The sequence below is a fragment of the Mesorhizobium sp. M8A.F.Ca.ET.208.01.1.1 genome, assembly GCF_004791315.1.
Classification (GTDB): Bacteria; Pseudomonadota; Alphaproteobacteria; order Rhizobiales; family Rhizobiaceae; genus Mesorhizobium.
Genome location: NZ_SRUT01000001.1, coordinates 2,035,845 through 2,053,035 on the forward strand (window position 1 = coordinate 2,035,845; position 17,191 = coordinate 2,053,035).

The 17,191-nt window shown below is 62.8% G+C and carries 13 protein-coding genes; 4 read left to right on the plus strand and 9 right to left on the minus strand.

The window, feature by feature from the left end:
• From glgA to EN851_RS10445, 7 genes are all read right to left on the minus strand, one after another.
• The gene (gene glgA, locus EN851_RS10415; protein ID WP_135922032.1) at positions 1–1,446 is read right to left on the minus strand and encodes a glycogen synthase GlgA; all 1,446 of its coding nucleotides are present in this window, start codon (positions 1,444–1,446) and stop codon (positions 1–3) included.
• Positions 1,447–1,467: 21 nt separating this feature from the next.
• Positions 1,468–2,733 (minus strand): glucose-1-phosphate adenylyltransferase, encoded by a 1,266-nt coding sequence (glgC, locus tag EN851_RS10420; RefSeq protein WP_127276091.1) that lies wholly within the window; start codon positions 2,731–2,733, stop codon positions 1,468–1,470.
• 51 nt (positions 2,734–2,784) lie between these two features.
• Complete coding sequence (glgB, locus tag EN851_RS10425; RefSeq protein ID WP_127276092.1) at positions 2,785–4,998, minus strand: 1,4-alpha-glucan branching protein GlgB; 2,214 nt, start codon at positions 4,996–4,998, stop codon at positions 2,785–2,787.
• Between the two features lie 71 nt (positions 4,999–5,069).
• Positions 5,070–7,532, minus strand: a complete 2,463-nt coding sequence (locus tag EN851_RS10430; protein WP_135915271.1) for a glycogen/starch/alpha-glucan phosphorylase — start codon at positions 7,530–7,532, stop codon at positions 5,070–5,072.
• Positions 7,533–7,666: 134 nt separating this feature from the next.
• A complete protein-coding gene (locus EN851_RS10435; RefSeq protein WP_127276094.1) occupies positions 7,667–8,449 on the minus strand; it encodes an ATP-binding cassette domain-containing protein in 783 nt (260 codons plus the stop codon).
• Positions 8,446–9,507, minus strand: a complete 1,062-nt coding sequence (locus EN851_RS10440) for an ABC transporter permease (RefSeq protein WP_127276095.1) — start codon at positions 9,505–9,507, stop codon at positions 8,446–8,448. The genes EN851_RS10435 and EN851_RS10440 overlap by 4 nt, the downstream gene beginning before the upstream one ends.
• 158 nt (positions 9,508–9,665) lie before the next feature.
• Entirely contained in the window at positions 9,666–10,682 is a 1,017-nt protein-coding gene (locus tag EN851_RS10445) for a sugar ABC transporter substrate-binding protein (protein WP_167531230.1), read from the minus strand.
• A gap of 227 nt (positions 10,683–10,909) precedes the next feature.
• On the opposite strand from EN851_RS10445, the gene EN851_RS10450 reads away from it, so the two are divergent.
• The 4 genes from EN851_RS10450 (at position 10,910) to EN851_RS10465 (ending at position 14,875) form a co-directional block, all read left to right on the plus strand.
• Positions 10,910–12,136 carry an ROK family transcriptional regulator gene (locus tag EN851_RS10450; protein WP_127276097.1) on the plus strand — a complete coding sequence of 409 codons (1,227 nt, stop codon included), beginning with the start codon at positions 10,910–10,912 and terminating at the stop codon, positions 12,134–12,136.
• Entirely contained in the window at positions 12,137–12,583 is a 447-nt protein-coding gene (locus EN851_RS10455) for an RbsD/FucU domain-containing protein (RefSeq protein ID WP_135884235.1), read from the plus strand.
• Entirely contained in the window at positions 12,580–13,503 is a 924-nt protein-coding gene (locus tag EN851_RS10460; protein WP_135929120.1) for a carbohydrate kinase, read from the plus strand. Before EN851_RS10455 ends, EN851_RS10460 begins: the two co-directional genes overlap by 4 nt.
• A gap of 229 nt (positions 13,504–13,732) precedes the next feature.
• Positions 13,733–14,875, plus strand: coding sequence for a DegT/DnrJ/EryC1/StrS aminotransferase family protein (locus EN851_RS10465; RefSeq protein WP_135929121.1), 1,143 nt, complete (start codon positions 13,733–13,735; stop codon positions 14,873–14,875).
• A 58-nt stretch (positions 14,876–14,933) separates the two neighbouring features.
• On the opposite strand, the gene EN851_RS10470 is transcribed toward EN851_RS10465, so the two are convergent.
• Positions 14,934–16,196, minus strand: a complete 1,263-nt coding sequence (locus tag EN851_RS10470; protein ID WP_135929122.1) for an O-antigen ligase family protein — start codon at positions 16,194–16,196, stop codon at positions 14,934–14,936.
• A gap of 59 nt (positions 16,197–16,255) precedes the next feature.
• Complete coding sequence (gene cysQ / locus EN851_RS10475; RefSeq protein ID WP_189521828.1) at positions 16,256–17,056, minus strand: 3'(2'),5'-bisphosphate nucleotidase CysQ; 801 nt, start codon at positions 17,054–17,056, stop codon at positions 16,256–16,258.
• Between the last annotated feature and the right edge of the window lie 135 nt (positions 17,057–17,191).

Consider the following 17,191-nt stretch of genomic DNA (forward strand, 5'->3'; position numbering starts at 1 on the left):
TCAGGCAACCCTTTTCGAAAGCAGCAGGCGATAGAGTTCGACGTATTTTTCGGCGCTTCGATCCCACGACACATCGGTCTTCATGCCCTGGCGCTGGATGGTCTCGAAGGTTGCGGAACTGGCGTGGGCGTCGGCCAGGCGGCGGATGGCGTGCAGCAGCGCGCCGCCATTGTTGGGGGCAAACTGGAAGCCGGTCGCCACGCCGGCTGCAATCGCCGCTTCGTTGGCGTCGATGATGGTGTCGGCGAGGCCGCCGGTGCGCGCGACGACCGGCACGCAGCCATAGCGCAGGCCGTAAAGCTGCGTCAGCCCGCAAGGTTCGAAGCGCGAAGGGATGACGATGGCGTCGCAGCCGCCCTGCATGATGTGCGACAGCCCCTCGTCATAGCCGACGACCACACCGATGCGGCCACGGTGGCGTGCGGCGGCCGCCAGCAGCGCGCCTTCGAGGCCGGCGTCGCCCGAGCCGAGGATAGCCAGCCTGGCGCCTGTCGCAACGATGCCGTCGATCACCGTCGCCAATATGTCCATGCCCTTCTGCCAGGTCAGCCGGCTGACGACACAGACAATCGGGCTGCCGTCGCGGTCGAGACCGAAACGGTCCTCGACGGCCGCCCTGTTGGGCGCGCGGGCCTTCAACGTTTCGGCCGTATAGGTCGACACCAGATGTCTATCGGTTGCTGGATCCCAGATGGCGGTGTCGATGCCGTTGACGATGCCATGGAGATCGCTTGAACGCATGTTGATGAGACCATCGAGGCCCATGCCGAATTCCGGTGAACGGATCTCCTGCGCATAGGTCGGGCTCACCGTGGTGATTGCCCAGGCCGCCTGCAGACCCGACTTGAGGAAGCCGACGCCGCCATAATATTCGACGCCGTCAAGCGCCATCGCCGCGGCCGGCAGACCGAGTTCGCCGAAGATGCCGGCGCCGAACTGACCCTGGAAGGCGAGATTGTGGACGGTCATCATTGATGGCGTGCCAACCGCCTTGCCGTAACGCATATAAGCCAGCGTCATCGCCGACTGCCAGTCATGGGCATGCACGATGTCAGGCAGGTAGCCCGAAATGGCGCCGCCGGCGATATCGGCGCCGGCCTGGCTCAGCGCCGCGAAGCGCCGCCAATTGTCCGGCCAATCCGCGCCCGAGGCGTTGCCATAGGGGCCGCCGGGGCGGTCGAACAGATGCGGCGCGTCGAGCACGAACAAATCGAGCCCGGCGACCTCGACGGCATGGATCGCGGCCTTGCCGCCTTGCAACAAGGGGTATTGGTAGACGGCCTTCTTTTTCTTGAAGGCGCCCATCACCACCGGAAAACCCGGAATGAGCGTGCGCATGGTCACGCCCTTGGCCGCGAGCGCGATCGGCAGCGCCCCGGTTACGTCGGCAAGCCCGCCGGTCTTGATCAGCGGGAAGATTTCGGGCGTGACCGACAGAACATGCATGCGCCTACAATCCGATCCGGCCTAAAGCTTCAGCTTGTCGATCATGTCCTGGGTGACCAGGCAGATGCCCTTTTCCGAAACCCGAAAACGCTTGGCGTCGAGCGCGGGATCCTCGCCGACCACCAGCCCTTCCGGTATCCTTACACCGTGGTCGATCACGACGCGCTTCAACTTTGCGTTCCGGCCGACATGAACGTCGGGCAGCATGACGACTTCTTCGAGTGCCGAATAGGAATTGATGCGCGCGCCGGTGAAGATCAGGCTCTTCTTCAGCGAAGCGCCCGAGACGATGCAATCGCCCGACACCAGTGACGACACGGCAGAACCGCGCCTGCCATCCTCGTCGTGGACGAATTTTGCCGGCGGCTTCAGCTCGGCATAAGTCCAGATCGGCCAGTCGCGGTCGTAGAGGTCGAGTTCCGGCGTCACGTCGGTCAAGTCGATGTTGGCTTCCCAATAGGCATCGACCGTGCCGACATCGCGCCAGTAGGCCTCGTTCTCGGCGGTCGAACGCACGCAGGACTTGGTGAAGCGGTGCGCGATCGCCTTACCGTGCGTGACGATATAGGGGATGATGTCCTTGCCGAAGTCGCGGCTGGAGCCCGGCTCGGCGGCATCGCGGCGCAGCTGTTCCATCAGGAACTTGGTCTTGAAGACGTAGATGCCCATCGAGGCCAAGGCGAATTCCGGGTTACCCGGAATGCCGGGCGGATCAACGGGCTTTTCGACGAAGGCGATGATGTTGTCCTTGGCATCGACATGCATGACGCCGAAGCCTGTCGCTTCCATGCGCGGCACTTCGAGGCAGCCGACCGTGACATCGGCGCCGGCATCGACATGCTGGCGCAGCATCAGCTCGTAATCCATCTTGTAGATGTGGTCGCCGGCCAGGATCACCATGTATTCCGGGCCATAAGCCTCGATGATGTCGATGTTCTGGTAGACGGCGTCAGCCGTGCCTTCATACCATTGCGTTTCCGACACGCGCTGGCTCGCCGGCAGGATGTCGAAGCTCTCGTTTCGTTCGGGCCGCAGGAAGTTCCAGCCGCGTTGCAGGTGGCGGATCAGCGAATGCGCCTTGTACTGGGTGGCGACGCCGAGGCGGCGGATGCCAGAGTTCAGTGCATTGGAGAGCGCGAAATCGATGATGCGCGTCTTGCCGCCGAAATAGACCGCCGGCTTGGCGCGCCGATCGGTCAGCTCCTTGAGGCGGCTGCCGCGTCCGCCGGCCAGCACATAGGCCATGGCGTCGCGGGCCAGCGGCTGGGTTCTTTTCAAGTCTGCCATTTATACCCTCCCAAGTTACTCGTCTTTATGCGTTGACCAGCCTTAACGAGTTCAGTCGTCGGCGAGTTCAAGCATGATCGTCGACAGCGGCGGCAGAAGCATCGTTGCCGAGATGCTCTTGCCCTCCGCCCTCGCCTCGACCACGCCGCCATTGCCCATGCCGGAGCCGCCATATTCGGAAGCATCGGTGTTGATGATCTCGCGCCACTTGCCGGCCTTCGGCAGAGGTACACGATAATTGTCGCGCGGCACCGGCGTGAAATTGGAGATGACGGCGACCGGATTGCCGCCAGGAGCGTTGCGCACCCAGGCGAAAACCGAATTCTGGCTGTCGTCGACGATCAGCCAGGAAAACCCTTCGGGCTCGCAGTCGCGGCCATGCAGGGCCGGACGTGAACGGTAGAGATAGTTGAGATCGCGCACCGTCTGCCAGACGCCGCGATGCGGCCGGAAATCGAGCAGGTTCCAATCAAGCGCGCGCGCCTCGCTCCATTCGCGGCGCTGCGCGAATTCCTGGCCCATGAACAGCAGCTTCTTGCCGGGATAACCCCACATGAAGCCGTAATAGGCACGCAAGGTCGCGAATTTCTGCCAGTCGTCACCGGCCATCTTGCCCAGCAGCGTGCCTTTGCCGTGCACGACCTCGTCATGCGAGAGCGGCAGCACGAAATTCTCCGAGAAGGCGTAGGTCAGACCGAAGGTCAGCTCGTTGTGATGGTGCTTGCGGAAAATCGGCTCCTTGGAAAAATACTCCAGCGTGTCGTGCATGAAGCCCATGTTCCACTTGAAGCCGAAGCCCAGCCCGCCTTCATGAACGGGCGCCGAGACCTTTGGCCATGAAGTCGATTCCTCGGCGATAGTCATGACACCGGGATGGTGCCCGTAGAGCTCCTTGTTCATCTTCTGCAGGAAGCTGACCGCCTCGAGGTTTTCGCGCCCACCCTTTTCGTTGGGAATCCATTCGCCCTGCTTGCGCGAATAGTCGAGGTAGAGCATCGAGGCCACCGCGTCGACGCGAAGACCGTCGACATGGTATTTTTCGGCCCAGAACAAGGCGTTGTTGACGAGGAACGACACCACCTCGCGGCGGCCGAAATTGTAGATCGCGGTGTTCCAGTCCGGGTGGAAGCCCTTGCGCGGGTCGGCATGCTCGTAGAGCGCGGTGCCGTCGAAATGGACCAGACCGTGCTCGTCGACAGGAAAATGCGCCGGCACCCAGTCTAGGATTACGCCGATGCCGGCACGATGGGCGCCATCGACAAAGCGAGCAAAGCCGTCCGGATCGCCGAAGCGGGCCGATGGCGCGTAGAGGCCGGTGGTCTGATAACCCCAGGACGGGTCATAGGGATGCTCGGAGATCGGCAGGAATTCGATGTGGGTGAACCCGGCCTCGACCACATAAGGGATCAGCCGGTCGGCCAGCTCATCCCAGGACAGGAAGGTGCCGTCGTCGCGAAGCTGCCAGGAACCGGCATGGACTTCGTAGATCGAGATGGCTTCGCGCCGGGGGTCGGCGTTGCGCCAGAAATTGCGATGCGCCTCGTCGCCCCATGGATGCGCCGGGGGCACCGCGGTCACCGAGGCCGTTGCCGGGCGCAGCTCCGACTTGAAGGCGAATGGATCGGCTTTCAGCGGCAATCTCACGCCGTCGGGACCTATGATTTCATATTTATAGGGCCGGCCGGCGCCGATATCGGGAATGAACAGCTCCCAGATGCCGGTGTCGCGACGGTCGCGCATCGTATGCCGGCGCCCGTCCCAGTCATTGAAATCGCCGACCACCGAGACGCGCCTGGCATTTGGGGCCCATACCGCGAAATGCACGCCGGTGGCGCCTTCGTGCTCAATGACATGGGCGCCGAGCTTGTCGAACAACCTGAGATGCGAGCCCTCGGCGATATAGTAATCGTCCATCGGTCCGAGCACCGGACCGAACGAATAGGGATCGGTCAGCCACCAGTCGCCGCCGGCATTGCGCGCGTGGTAGCGGAGCGGCTGGCGCTTCCTGATCGACAGCTTGCCCTCGAAGAAACCGGCTTCGTCGCGCCTGGTCAATTCGCCTGCCTCGATGCCGGTCAGCGTGTAGGCGGTGACGGACTGCGCATGCGGAACGAAGCAGCGCGCGAACAGGCTCTTGCCGGCCTCCTGAACACCGAGAACCGCAAAAGGATCACCGTGCGTACCGGCGACAATCGCCTCGACATCGCTGGCTGACGCCAGTCCGTCCGGCCCGCTTGTCGCAGCGGTCGCGCGCGGCTTCCTCATCAGGCGGTCGCCCTCCCCGGGCACCAAATGTTTGTTTTTGCGGCCATCGTTCGTGGCCTCATGCAATCATATCAGACGGGCACGTTCCAGATTTCTTTGGCGTATTGGCGGATCGTGCGATCGGAAGAGAACCAGCCGACGCGCGCGACGTTGCGGATGGCGCGGGCGTACCAGTCCGGGCTGTTGCGCCAGACGGCATCGACGTCGCGCTGGCAGGCGGCATAGGCGTCGAAATCCGCCGCGACCATGAACCAGTCGCTGTCGTAGAGGCCGTTGATCAGATCGCGGTAGCGATTGGGATCATCGGGGGAGAAGACGCCCGAAGAAACGGCCGCGACCGCCTGCGCCAGTTCGGGGGACGCCTCGATGACGCCGCGGGGATTGTAGCCATTGTTGCGCCGCTCGGCGACTTCTTCGGTGGTGAGGCCAAAGATGAAGATGTTGTCGTCGCCGACATGCTCCTTGATCTCGACATTGGCGCCGTCGAGCGTGCCGATGGTCAGTGCGCCGTTCAGCGCGAACTTCATGTTGCCGGTTCCCGACGCTTCCATGCCGGCGGTCGAGATCTGCTCCGAGAGATCGGCGGCCGGCATCAGCACCTCGGCCAGGCTGACATTGTAGTTCGGTACGAACACGACCTTGAGCAGGCCGCGCACCGAAGGGTCACTGTTGATCACCCTGGCGACGTCGTTGGCCAGTTTGATGATCAGCTTGGCGTTGTGGTAGCTGGGCGCGGCCTTGCCGCCGAAGAATTTCACGCGTGGCATCCAGTCGCGCTCGGGATGCGAGCGGATCTGGTCATAGAGCGCGATCGCTTCGAGGATGTTGAGGAGCTGACGCTTGTATTCGTGGATACGCTTGACCTGAATGTCGAAGAGCGCCGAAGGGTCGAGCTTGATGCCGAGGCGGTCGGCGACCAAGTTGGCTAGCCTCACCTTGTTCTGGCGCTTCACGGCGGCGAATTTTTCGCGGAAGGCGGTGTCGTCGGCGAGCGGATCGAGCCCCTTGATCGCCTCGATGTCATCCATGAAGCGATCGCCGATCGCCTCGCGGGCGAGCGCGGTAAGGCCCGGATTGCACTGGATGAGCCAGCGCCGCGGCGTGATGCCATTGGTCTTGTTGTTGATGCGGTCGGGATAGAGCCGGTGCAGGTCGGCGAACACCGTCTCCTTCATCAGTTCGGTATGCAGCGCCGACACGCCGTTGATCGAATGCGAACCGACAAAGGCCAGATTGCCCATGCGCACCCGGCGGTCGCCATTCTCCTGGATCAGCGAGATACGGCTGATCTGCTCATCGGAGAATTGATCAGTGGCGCGCGCCTCCAGCAGCACCTGCGCGTTGATGGCGTAGACGATCTGCATATGACGCGGCAAAAGCCGCTCGAACAGCGGCACCGGCCAGCTTTCCAGCGCCTCGGGCAGCAGCGTGTGGTTGGTGTAGCCGAAGGTACGCTTGGTGATATCCCAGGCGAGATCGAAATCCATGCCGTGGACGTCCATCAGAAGCCGCATCAACTCCGGCACGGCGATTGCCGGATGGGTGTCGTTGAGGTGGATCGCCGCCTTGTCGGGAAGCGACTTCAGGTCGCCATATTGGCTCAGATGCCGCTGGACGATGTCCTGCAGCGAGGCGGTGGAGAAGAAATATTCCTGCCTGAGCCTGAGTTCCTGTCCGGCCATGTGGGAATCGGCGGGATAGAGCACGCGCGACAGCGCATCGGCCTTGTTGCTTTCGGCCAGCGCCCCGATGTGGTCGCCGGCGTTGAACTTGTCGAGCAGGATCGGATCGATCGGCATGCCTGACCAAAGGCGCAACGTGTTGACGCGCTTGGCGCGCCAGCCGGCCACGGGCGTGTCATAGGCAACCGCCAGAACATGCTCCCTCGGTTTCCAGACATGGCGTTCGAGCCGGCCGTCCCTGGAGGTGATCGATTCGACCGAACCGCCGAAGCCGACTTCGAAGGAGCGCTCGCGCCGCTCGAACTCCCAGGGGTTGCCGTGGTCCAGCCAGGTCTCGGGCAGTTCGACCTGCCAACCGTCATGGATTTCCTGGCGGAACATGCCGTTGGCATAGCGGATGCCGTAGCCATGCGCGGGAATGTCGACGGTCGCCATGCTTTCCATGAAGCACGCGGCGAGCCGGCCAAGGCCGCCATTGCCAAGGGCAGCGTCCGGCTCGAGCGCGGCGATCAGGTCGAGATCGACGCCGAGCGAGGACAGCGCCTCACGCATGTTCTCCATCAGGCCGAGATTGGAAAAGGCGTCGCGCATCAGACGTCCGATCAGGAACTCGAGCGACAGGTAATAGACGCGCTTTTCCTGCTGGTCGTAGGCTTCCTTGGTCGCCTGCATCCAGTGGTCGACGACGCGGTCGCGCACGACCTTGATCGAGGCGGTCAGCCAGTCGTACTGGGTCGCGACGGTGGTGTCCTTGCCGACCCGGTATTTGAGCGACATCAAGACTTCTTCGGCGAGCGTCTTGGGATCGGGATTGTCGAGAGCGGGGGCTTCGATCGTCATGGCGGATGTCATATCGCCTCTCGTTCGGTTTGGCCTGATCATACCGGCTTTCACCGTTTCTCCCAGCCCATCCTAGTGCATTGCAGCATGTTTTCAATCGATTTAGAGAACACCCCCGCCTCCTTACCCAGCGGCAATCAGGCAGTTCAGGCCGCCAATGCCGTCTCCGGGGGTGCTTTTGCACCGGTCATGAAGGCAACGGCATCAGACATCGTATATTGCTTGGGGTCGATGACGCACAGGCGACGGCCAAGACGGTGGATGTGGATGCGGTCGGCCACTTCGAAGACGTGCGGCATGTTGTGCGAGATGAGCACGATCGGCAGGCCGCGCTTCTTCACGTCGAGGATCAGTTCGAGCACGCGGCGGCTCTCCTTGACGCCGAGCGCCGCCGTCGGCTCGTCCATGATGACCATCTTCGAGCCGAAGGCGGCGGCGCGGGCCACCGCCACGCCCTGGCGTTGGCCGCCCGACAGCGTCTCCACCGCCTGGCTGATGTTCTGGATGGTCATCAGGCCGAGTTCGGTAAGCTTGTCGCGGGCGCGCTTTTCCATTGCCGGACGGTCCAGCATGCGAAGCCACTGGCCGACGAAGCCGGGTTTGCGGATCTCGCGGCCGAGGAACATGTTGTCGGCGATCGACAGCGCCGGCGACAGCGCGAGGTTCTGGTAGACGGTTTCGATGCCGGCTTCGCGCGCTTCCATCGGCGACTTGAAGGAGACGGGTTTGCCTTCAAGCCGGATTTCGCCCTCGTCCGGCACGGCCGCGCCGGAAATCGCCTTGATGAGCGACGACTTGCCGGCGCCGTTGTCGCCGATGACGGCAAGGATTTCGCCGGGGTATAGGTCGAAATCGGCATTGTCGAGAGCGGTGACGCGGCCATAGCGCTTGACCAGGCCGCGCGCGGTGAGGATGGGTTCCTGGGTCATGCCGAAACCTTTCTGATCCATTGGTCGATGGCGACGGCGCCGATGATCAGCACGCCGGTGAGGAGCACTTTCCATTGCGGATCGGCGCCCAGCATGTTGAGGCCCATCGAGACGACGCCGACGATCATCGCGCCGAACAAGGTGCCGAGGATGGAGCCGCGACCGCCGAAGAGAGAAATACCACCGATCACCGTCGCGGTGATGGCCTGCAGATTGTAGTCGGTGACGGCGGCTGATGGCGAGATCGAGCCGTTGCGGCCGATGGAGACCCAGGCCGCGAAAGCGGCGATCAGCCCGGCAAGGGTGTAGACCGTCACCAGCACCTTCTTGGTCTGGATGCCAGACAGCTTCGCCGCCTCCTGGTCGTCGCCGACGGCGTAGACATGACGGCCCCATGCGGTGTGGTTGAGCACGTACCAAAGGACCATCACGAGCACGACCGTGGCAATGACACCGAGCGTCAGCACCGCCGTGCCGACCTTGAAGCTCAGGGCGAACAGATGCAGCAGCGGCGCTTGAGTGTCGACGTCGGTGTCGCGGATCGTCTCATTGGCCGAATAGATGAAGTTCGTGGCCATGACGATGTTCCAGGTGCCAAGCGTCACGATGAAGGGCGGCAACTTCATATAGGCGACCAGCAGTCCGTTCAGCAGCCCGCAAGCCGCACCGGCGGCAAGCCCGATCGCCACGGCGAGCACGCTCGGCATGCCGTAGCTGACCGCGCAATTGCCCATGATCACGGCAGAAATCACCATGATCACCCCGATCGACAGGTCAATGCCGGCGGTCAGGATGACCAGAGTCTGAGCGGCCCCGAGAATGCCGACGATGGCGATCTGCTGCAGGATCAGCGTCAGCGTGTAGGACGAGAAGAACCGCCCTCCGATCGCGATGCCGAAGATGATGATCGACAGAAGCAGCACGATCAGCGGCACCGCCGCCGGCGTTGAATGCAGAAAATGCTGGATGCGCTTGACGGCTGATTTGTGCTCGTCGAAAGCGGCCACGCTTGTGTCGCTGGCCGAGAGAACCTTCTCGAATTCCTGAGCTTGAGCCATGTTTCCTCCCCGTAGGGCTTCAGCCACGCGCTGACGCCGTCCACGCCTTCCGGTCTGTCGCCGGGATTGTTCGCGTTTACAGTGATGTATCGTCCACCCGATGCGGCCGGGGATCAAGTCCCCCCGGCCGATCGGTTCTGTTACCGGTCAGGCCAGCATCAGCCCCAGCACTTGGCGAGGCCTTCCTTGGTGTCGATGGACTTGACGCCCTTGGCCGGCTTGTCGGTGACGAGGTTGACGCCGGTGTCGAAGAAGTTCTTGCCCTCGGTCGGCTTCGGCTTGGTACCATCCTTGGCGAAAGCGGCGATCGCCTCGATGCCGAGCGCGGCCATCTGCAGCGGATATTGCTGCGAGGTGGCGCCGATGACGCCTTCGGTGACCGACTTCACGCCGGGGCAGCCGCCGTCGACCGAGACGATCAGCACCTGGCTTTCGAGGCCGACGGCCTTGAGCGCCTGGTAGGCACCGACCGCGGCCGGCTCGTTGATGGTGTGAATGACGGTGATGGTGTTGTCCTTCTGCAGAAGGTTTTCCATCGCCTTGCGGCCGCCCTCTTCATTGCCGTTCGTCACATCGTGGCCGACGATACGCGGATCGGTCTCATCGCCGATCTTGTTGGGATCCTTCACGTCGATGCCGTAGCCCATCATGAAGCCCTGATCGCGCAGAACGTCCACGGTCGGCTGCGAGGGGGTCAGGTCGAGGAAGCCGATCTTGGCGTCCTTGGCCTTGTCGCCCAGCGTCGCGGCGGCCCAGGCGCCGATCAGCTTGCCGGCCTCCAGATTGTCGGTTGCGAAGGTCGCGTCGGCGGCGTCGATCGGATCGAGCGGCGTGTCGAGCGCAATCACCAGCAGGCCCGCATCGCGCGCCTTCTTCACCGTCGGCACGATGCCCTTGGTGTCGGACGCGGTGATCAAAATGCCCTTGGCGCCGTCGGCGATGCAGCTTTCGATCGCCGCCACCTGGCTCTCGCTGTCACCGTCGATCTTGCCCGCATAGGTCTTGAGATCGACGCCGAGTTCCTTGGCCTTGGCGGTAGCGCCCTCCTTCATCTTGACGAAGAACGGATTGGTGTCGGTCTTGGTGATCAGGCAGGCGCCGACGCCGGCGGCGGATGCGGACGAAGCGAACGCCATCAGACCCAGCGCGGCCGCCGCAAAAACGGTGGACTTCAATTTTGTATTGGTCACGATTTTCCTCCCAGTGGAACATTTTCGAATGCCGGCCAACCGGCACCCGCACGGCATCCAGGCGACTTCTCCCAGCGCGGATGCCAGATCAAAAAACACCAGACCAAGGCATCTGTCAATAATTAAATCACTCTTATTTATTATTGACAGCCTTGCGTCCTTCACTCATTCTGACCCAAAAGCATTGCCGGGGAAACGACGGGAGGAACAGGGTGGAGACCGCCACTGCGAGGCATGGTTCGCCCGAAGCGAATGAGAGCCTTATTCACCGCGGCACCAACCAGAGCGGCATGCGCGATCACAATGAGCGCCTGGTGCTTTCGCTGGTGCGTCAGCACGGCAGTCTGGCGAAGTCCGACATCGCCCGCATGACCGGACTTTCGGCGCAGACAGTCTCGGTCATCATGCGCGAACTGGAGGAAGAAAGCCTGCTCGTCCGTCAGGCGCCGTTGCGCGGCAAGATCGGCCAGCCCTCGATCCCCATGGCGCTCAACCCCGAAGGCGCCTTCTTCATCGGCCTCAAGATCGGCCGCCGCAGCGCCGAACTCGTGCTGATCGATTTCCTCGGCAACGTGCGCGCAATGCTGCAGCACTCCTACCGCTACCCTGCCCCACGCGAAACGGTCGAGTTCGTCACGTCAGGCATGAAGACGATGCGCGGCGCGCTGACACCGGCGCAGGACAAACGCATTGCCGGACTCGGCATCGCCATGCCGTTCGAGCTGTGGAACTGGGCCGACACCGCCGGCGCGCCGCGCGAGGTCATGGACGAATGGCGCCATCGCGATATCAGGACCGACATCCAGACGCAGTGCGATTTTCCGGTCTATCTGCAGAACGACGCCACCTCGGCCTGCGGCGCCGAACTGGTCTTCGGCCAGACGGGCGCGGCGCGGGACTTCGTCTATTTCTACATCGGCGCCTTTGCCGGTGGCGGCATTGTGCTCAACGGCCGGCTGTTCGGCGGACCGACCGGCAATGCCGGCGCGCTCGGCTCCATGCCCGTGCCCGGGCCGGGTGGAAAACCGACCCAGCTGATCGACGTGGCCTCGATCGCCATGCTCGAAAAAACACTCAATGCGCGTGGCGTCGAGGCCTCGTATCTGTGGACCTCACCCGAGGATTGGGGGGAGATCGGCGCCGAACTCGACGAGTGGATCGCCAGCGCCTCGCAGGCACTCGCTTACGCCATCGTCGCAGCGTCCTCGGTCATCGATTTCGAGGCCGCGGTGATCGACGGGTGGATGCCGAAGGCCGTGCGCAAGAAGCTGGTCGAGGCGGTCGTGACGGCAATCGGCGCCATCGACGGCGAAGGGCTGAAACTTCCGGCGGTCCGCGAGGGAAGCGTGGGCATCCATGCACGGGCGCTCGGCGGCGCCAGCCTGCCGCTTTCCGAACGCTTCCTGATCGGTTCGACGACGATCGCCAGGAGCGCCTGAATGCTGATCGGGATTCCGGCGCTGCTTGGTCCGGAGCTTCTGGCAACATTGCGCGCCATGGGGCATGGTGACGAGATTGCCCTGGTCGACGGGAACTATCCGGCGCTGGAGCAGGCAAGACGCCTCGTCCGGACCGACGGCCATGCCCTCATTCCCGTACTCGACGCGATACTGACGCTGCTTCCGGTCGACGATGCGGTTCCAGAGGCGCTGTTTCGAGCCTCGGTGAAAGGCGATCCGTCGCTTGCCGACCCTGTCCATCGTGAAATGGAGGCGATCTGCGCCAAACGCGCACCAGGCCGCAAGGTGGTTGCGCTGGCCGGCGCCGACTTCTATGCACGGGTCAAATCGGCGCATGCCATCGTCGCGACGAGCGAGCCGCGGCTTTACGCCAACATCATCATCCGCAAGGGCGTGATCTATCCGCCGGAGACCAGGAAGCCATGATCCTCTGCTGTGGCGAAGCCCTCATCGACATGCTGCCGCGCACCACCACGCAGGGTGAGCCGGCCTTCGCTCCCTATGTCGGCGGCGCTGTTTTCAACACGGCGATCGCACTCGGCCGGCTCGGCGCGCCGTCCGGCTTCTTCTCCGGCCTGTCGTCGGACCTGTTTGGCGGGCAATTCAGGGAGGCGCTCGGAGCGAGCAAGGTCAGTTCGACCTACGCGCACACATCGCCCCGGCCGACGACACTGGCCTTCGTGCGGCTGAACAACGGCCAGGCGACCTACACCTTCTATGACGAGAACACGGCCGGGCGCATGCTGACCATCGAGGACCTGCCGCAACTCGGCGGCGAGATCGAGGCGATGCTGTTCGGCGCCATCAGCCTGATCTCGGAGCCGGCTGGCTCGGCCTATGAGGAATTCATGCGGCGCGAGCACGAGGCCCGCGTGATGATGCTCGATCCCAACATCCGGCCGAACTTCATCCCCGACAAGGCCAAGCACCTCAGGCGCATCCGGGAGATGATGGCGATGGCCGACATCGTCAAACTTTCGGACGAAGACCTCAACTGGTTCGGTGAAGCCGGTTCGCACGAGGATGTCGTGCGCAATTGGCTCGACCGCGGCCCGAAACTGATCGTCGTCACGCATGGCAGCGAAGGCGCCGTTGGCTACAGCAAGCAGCACCGCGTCACCGTCATGCCGGAGACAGTGAAGGTGGTGGACACCGTCGGCGCCGGAGACACGTTCAATGCCGGCATCCTTGCCTCCCTGCATGAGCAAGGCCTGCTGACGAAGGCGGCGATTTCCAGCCTGTCGGAAGACGCCATCCGCAAAGCATTGGCGCTCGGCGCCAAGGCGGCGGCGGTGACGGTATCACGGGCCGGCGCCAATCCCCCATGGCGGCACGAGATCGGCTGATCGGCCCTCCAGCGCGATCACTTTATGTTTCCATGCGCCGGAAAACCGCAATAGACATGGCCTGAATTGCGCCGCCAAGGCCGGATTCCCGGCTTTTTAGGCCAATGCGCCGGCAAAACACGGTAACGGGCTGCGACACTTGCGCCATATGCCCGGCCCGCAGCCGGCTTTTTCAGTCGCGCCAAGTCTGGTACCAGCGGGCCGGTTAGTGGCAGGTATTGAGGCCGACATGCAGTTCATCGATCTTGGCGCGCAGCGCGAACGAATCCGCGACCGGCTGAAAGCCGCGATCGACCACGTCGTCGAAGATGGCCGCTACATCCTGGGCCCCCAGGTCGCCGAATTCGAGAAGAAGCTCGCAGCCTATGTCGGCGTCAAGCATGTGGTTGCCTGCGCCAACGGCACCGACGCACTGCTTTTGCCGCTGTTCGCCGCCGGCATCGGCCCAGGTGACGCGGTGTTCGTGCCGAGCTTTACCTTCGCCGCCACGGCGGAAGTGGTGGCGCTGGCCAAGGCCGAGCCGGTTTTCGTCGATGTCGATCCGAAGACCTACAACATCGACATCGCCAGCCTCGAGGCGGCGATCGCGGCCATCAAGAAGGAAGGCCGACTGAAGCCGAAGGCGATCATCCCCGTCGACCTGTTCGGTCTTGCCGCCGACTATGAGGCGATCATGGCCATCGCCAATCGCGAAGGCCTGTTGGTGATCGAGGATGCCGCCCAGTCCATGGGCGGCTCGCTCGAAGGCAGGATGTGCGGCGGGTTCGGCCATGTCGGCTCGACCAGCTTCTATCCGGCCAAGCCGCTCGGCTGCTATGGCGACGGCGGCGCGATGTTCACCAATGACGACGCTCTGGCCGACGCGCTGCGTTCCTTCGCCTTCCACGGCAAGGGCGAGACGCAGTACGACAACGTCCGCGTCGGCATCAATTCACGGCTCGATACGCTTCAGGCGGCGATCCTGATCGAGAAGCTCGCCATCCTCGAGGAAGAAATGGTGGCGCGGCAAGTGGTCGCCCAGCGTTACGCGGAAGGCCTCGGCGACATCGTCACCACCGCCCGCAACCTGGATGGCAGCCGCTCGGCCTGGGCGCAGTACGCGATCGAGACGCCGAAACGCGATGGCCTTAAGGGGCATCTGAGCGAAAAGGGCATCCCGTCCGTCATCTACTACGTCAAGCCGCTGCATGAGCAGATCGCCTATCGCGACTACCCGCGCACGCCGACCGGTCTCGCGGTTTCGGAGGACCTGCCGAAACGCATCCTGTGCCTGCCGATGCACCCCTATCTCAGCGAGGCCGACCAGAACCGGATCATCGAAACGATCCGCAACTATATCGGCTCGAACTCGGCGCAGGCCGCGGCCGAATAAGGCGCCGGATACCAGAGGCGACACCTCGCCGGCATAGGCGGTCGTGCGCTTCGCGCCGCTATTTTGAGAAGGTCGCTGCGCGTCTTGTGATCCGGTCATCCGTTCCCGGCCGGGCCACGGAACGGCACTGCAATATGCAGATGCCCGCTGTGAAGACCAAAGTGCCCAGCACCCATGACAACCAGATCCGATGGTCGACCGACAGTTCGACAACAGCTATGATCAGATAGCTGCTGGCTATGAAATGGCAGGGGCCGCTCAAACGGCCGATCATTCTTATGATCGCGCCCAGGAGCACCCCGTACACAATGATGCCCAGCGCTCCCAACTCGTACCACAAATCGAATACGATATTGTGCGCGCTCGGAAGATCCGCCTGCGCGTAATATGTGGGATTCACCACGACCCCGACCGCGTTTCTCATCGTATTGGCGCCATGGCCGAGAACCGGCTGCTCCGCAATGTGGGGCGAGATCATCTGCCAAAGATCAAGCCGCGCGGCGAACGTTCCCGGATAGAAAGCCAGCCAGCCCGTTGTTTTGAGGTAGGCAAACAGCGGCGAGACGACGAAAGGGGCAATCAGGACAAGAGACAAATAGGCGGCGAAGAATCCGACCAAGGCGTGCTGGCGGTATTTGGCGGGCATGACAAACATCGCCGCCACGAAGACAATCGCCAGATTGACGCCGGTCGATTGGCCGTAGAGCAATGTCAGCACGGCAAAGAGAGCCGCAAGCCCCTTCCAGACCAGCCTCGGCTGCGCAAGAAATATGACGGCAAAAAAAGCTCCGTAGACCGTGATCTTGTGGAGGGTGAAAACATTTTCCACAAATCTTGGATCTTCGGTCAAAAACGCAAAATACAGTTCCCAACCCATCACCGACACCAGGCCAATCAACATGCCGAATAACGAGACCCGTGCCAGCCGGTCGCGTTGAGCGTCCGGAAGCGCCAGAATGCACTCAAACAGCAAGATGGCGGCGACCGAGTAGCCAAACACGTCCTTCGCCGCCATGAGAGAGCGGCTCGCGTCGACCGACCACAGGGCGCTCGACAGGACAAAGCCGGACAAGAGAGCCAGAGTGACGGCCAGGCCTATCGTTGCCCTGCCAAAGCGTGCCCCCTTGGTCAAAAGGGTAAGAGCACCCATGAGTGCCGCGACAAATGCCAGGGCCGTGGGAGACATTTCGACGAAGACGAAAAGGGCGGGAGAGAGGGCGTAGAGGCCCAGCAACATCCTGAGGCCTAGTTCATCTCGACTGCTGGTCCATACCGGAAATCCGCCCAAAGTGACGGCATGGCATTTCTGAAAAAAGGACATTCAACTACCGACTCAGGGAACGTCCATACAGGATAGGCCATCTACGGGAGGTTTCCACCTCAACGTTCGATGCGCCTTCCGGTTGCAGCGCTGCCGCTGGCAATGAAATGCGGATTGGCAAAGTCCTCGTCATCGGCCTGGTTGCGCTTGCCATAGGCCAAGGGCTTGCCGTCCAGCGTGCGCGTCGTGCCGCCGGCGGCGCGCAGCACCGCGTCACCCGCCGCGGTGTCCCATTCCATGGTGCGACCGAAGCGCGGATAGACATCCGCCTCGCCATTGGCGAGGAGGCAGAATTTCAGCGACGAACCGACCGAGACGATCTCGGCGGCGCCAAGGTCGCGAATATAGGCTTCGGTTTCCGGCGTGTTGTGCGAGCGGCTGGCGACCACTGCCAGCGGCGACGCGGCCGTTCTCACCGAAATCGGCCGACGGGCGATAATCTGGTAATCGCCGTCGATGTCGAGGACTTCCGCCCTGCCCGGCAGACCGGAAAAGAAGCGGCCACCGCAAGGGGCGAAGACGACGCCAACTTCCGGCACGCCATGGCGGACAAGCGCGATATTGACGGTGAAGTCGGTGCGCCGGTTGACGAATTCCTTGGTGCCGTCAAGCGGATCAACAAGGAAGAAAGCCTCGCCAAGTTCGCCCGGCATGACACCGGCAGCCGCTTCTTCCTCGGCCACGCAGGGAATGTCGGGGAATTCCGCGCGCAGGCCGGCAAGAATGATCTTCTCGCTCTCGCGGTCCGCCTCGGTCACCGGCGAGGAGTCCGATTTGCGGTCGACCGCGCAGCCGGCATGGAACACGCGCATGACCTCGCGCCCGGCCGCCAGCGCCAGCCGCTCGAAGATTTCGAGCATCGGCCTGTCGTCAGATGCCGCCGCCATTGTCATATTGCTCTTCGGCAATGTCACGCTCGTCCAGCCAGTGTTCCAGGGTATCTACCATCTCTTCGGCCGACTTGCCGAGCGTCTTGAGATGGATCTCCGGTTTCT

What these genes read in the sequence shown, in the direction of transcription:
- glgC (WP_127276091.1), bottom strand. Translation starts at nt 2,733, where the DNA reads ATGGCAGACTTGAAAAGAACCCAGCCGCTGGCCCGCGACGCCATGGCC.
- cysQ (WP_189521828.1), bottom strand. Translation starts at nt 17,056, where the DNA reads ATGCTCGAAATCTTCGAGCGGCTGGCGCTGGCGGCCGGGCGCGAGGTC.
- glgA (WP_135922032.1), bottom strand. Translation starts at nt 1,446, where the DNA reads ATGCATGTTCTGTCGGTCACGCCCGAAATCTTCCCGCTGATCAAGACC.
- glgB (WP_127276092.1), bottom strand. Translation starts at nt 4,998, where the DNA reads ATGAGGAAGCCGCGCGCGACCGCTGCGACAAGCGGGCCGGACGGACTG.
- EN851_RS10460 (WP_135929120.1), top strand. Translation starts at nt 12,580, where the DNA reads ATGATCCTCTGCTGTGGCGAAGCCCTCATCGACATGCTGCCGCGCACC.
- EN851_RS10470 (WP_135929122.1), bottom strand. Translation starts at nt 16,196, where the DNA reads ATGTCCTTTTTTCAGAAATGCCATGCCGTCACTTTGGGCGGATTTCCG.
- EN851_RS10435 (WP_127276094.1), bottom strand. Translation starts at nt 8,449, where the DNA reads ATGACCCAGGAACCCATCCTCACCGCGCGCGGCCTGGTCAAGCGCTAT.
- EN851_RS10430 (WP_135915271.1), bottom strand. Translation starts at nt 7,532, where the DNA reads ATGACATCCGCCATGACGATCGAAGCCCCCGCTCTCGACAATCCCGAT.
- EN851_RS10455 (WP_135884235.1), top strand. Translation starts at nt 12,137, where the DNA reads ATGCTGATCGGGATTCCGGCGCTGCTTGGTCCGGAGCTTCTGGCAACA.
- EN851_RS10440 (WP_127276095.1), bottom strand. Translation starts at nt 9,507, where the DNA reads ATGGCTCAAGCTCAGGAATTCGAGAAGGTTCTCTCGGCCAGCGACACA.
- EN851_RS10465 (WP_135929121.1), top strand. Translation starts at nt 13,733, where the DNA reads ATGCAGTTCATCGATCTTGGCGCGCAGCGCGAACGAATCCGCGACCGG.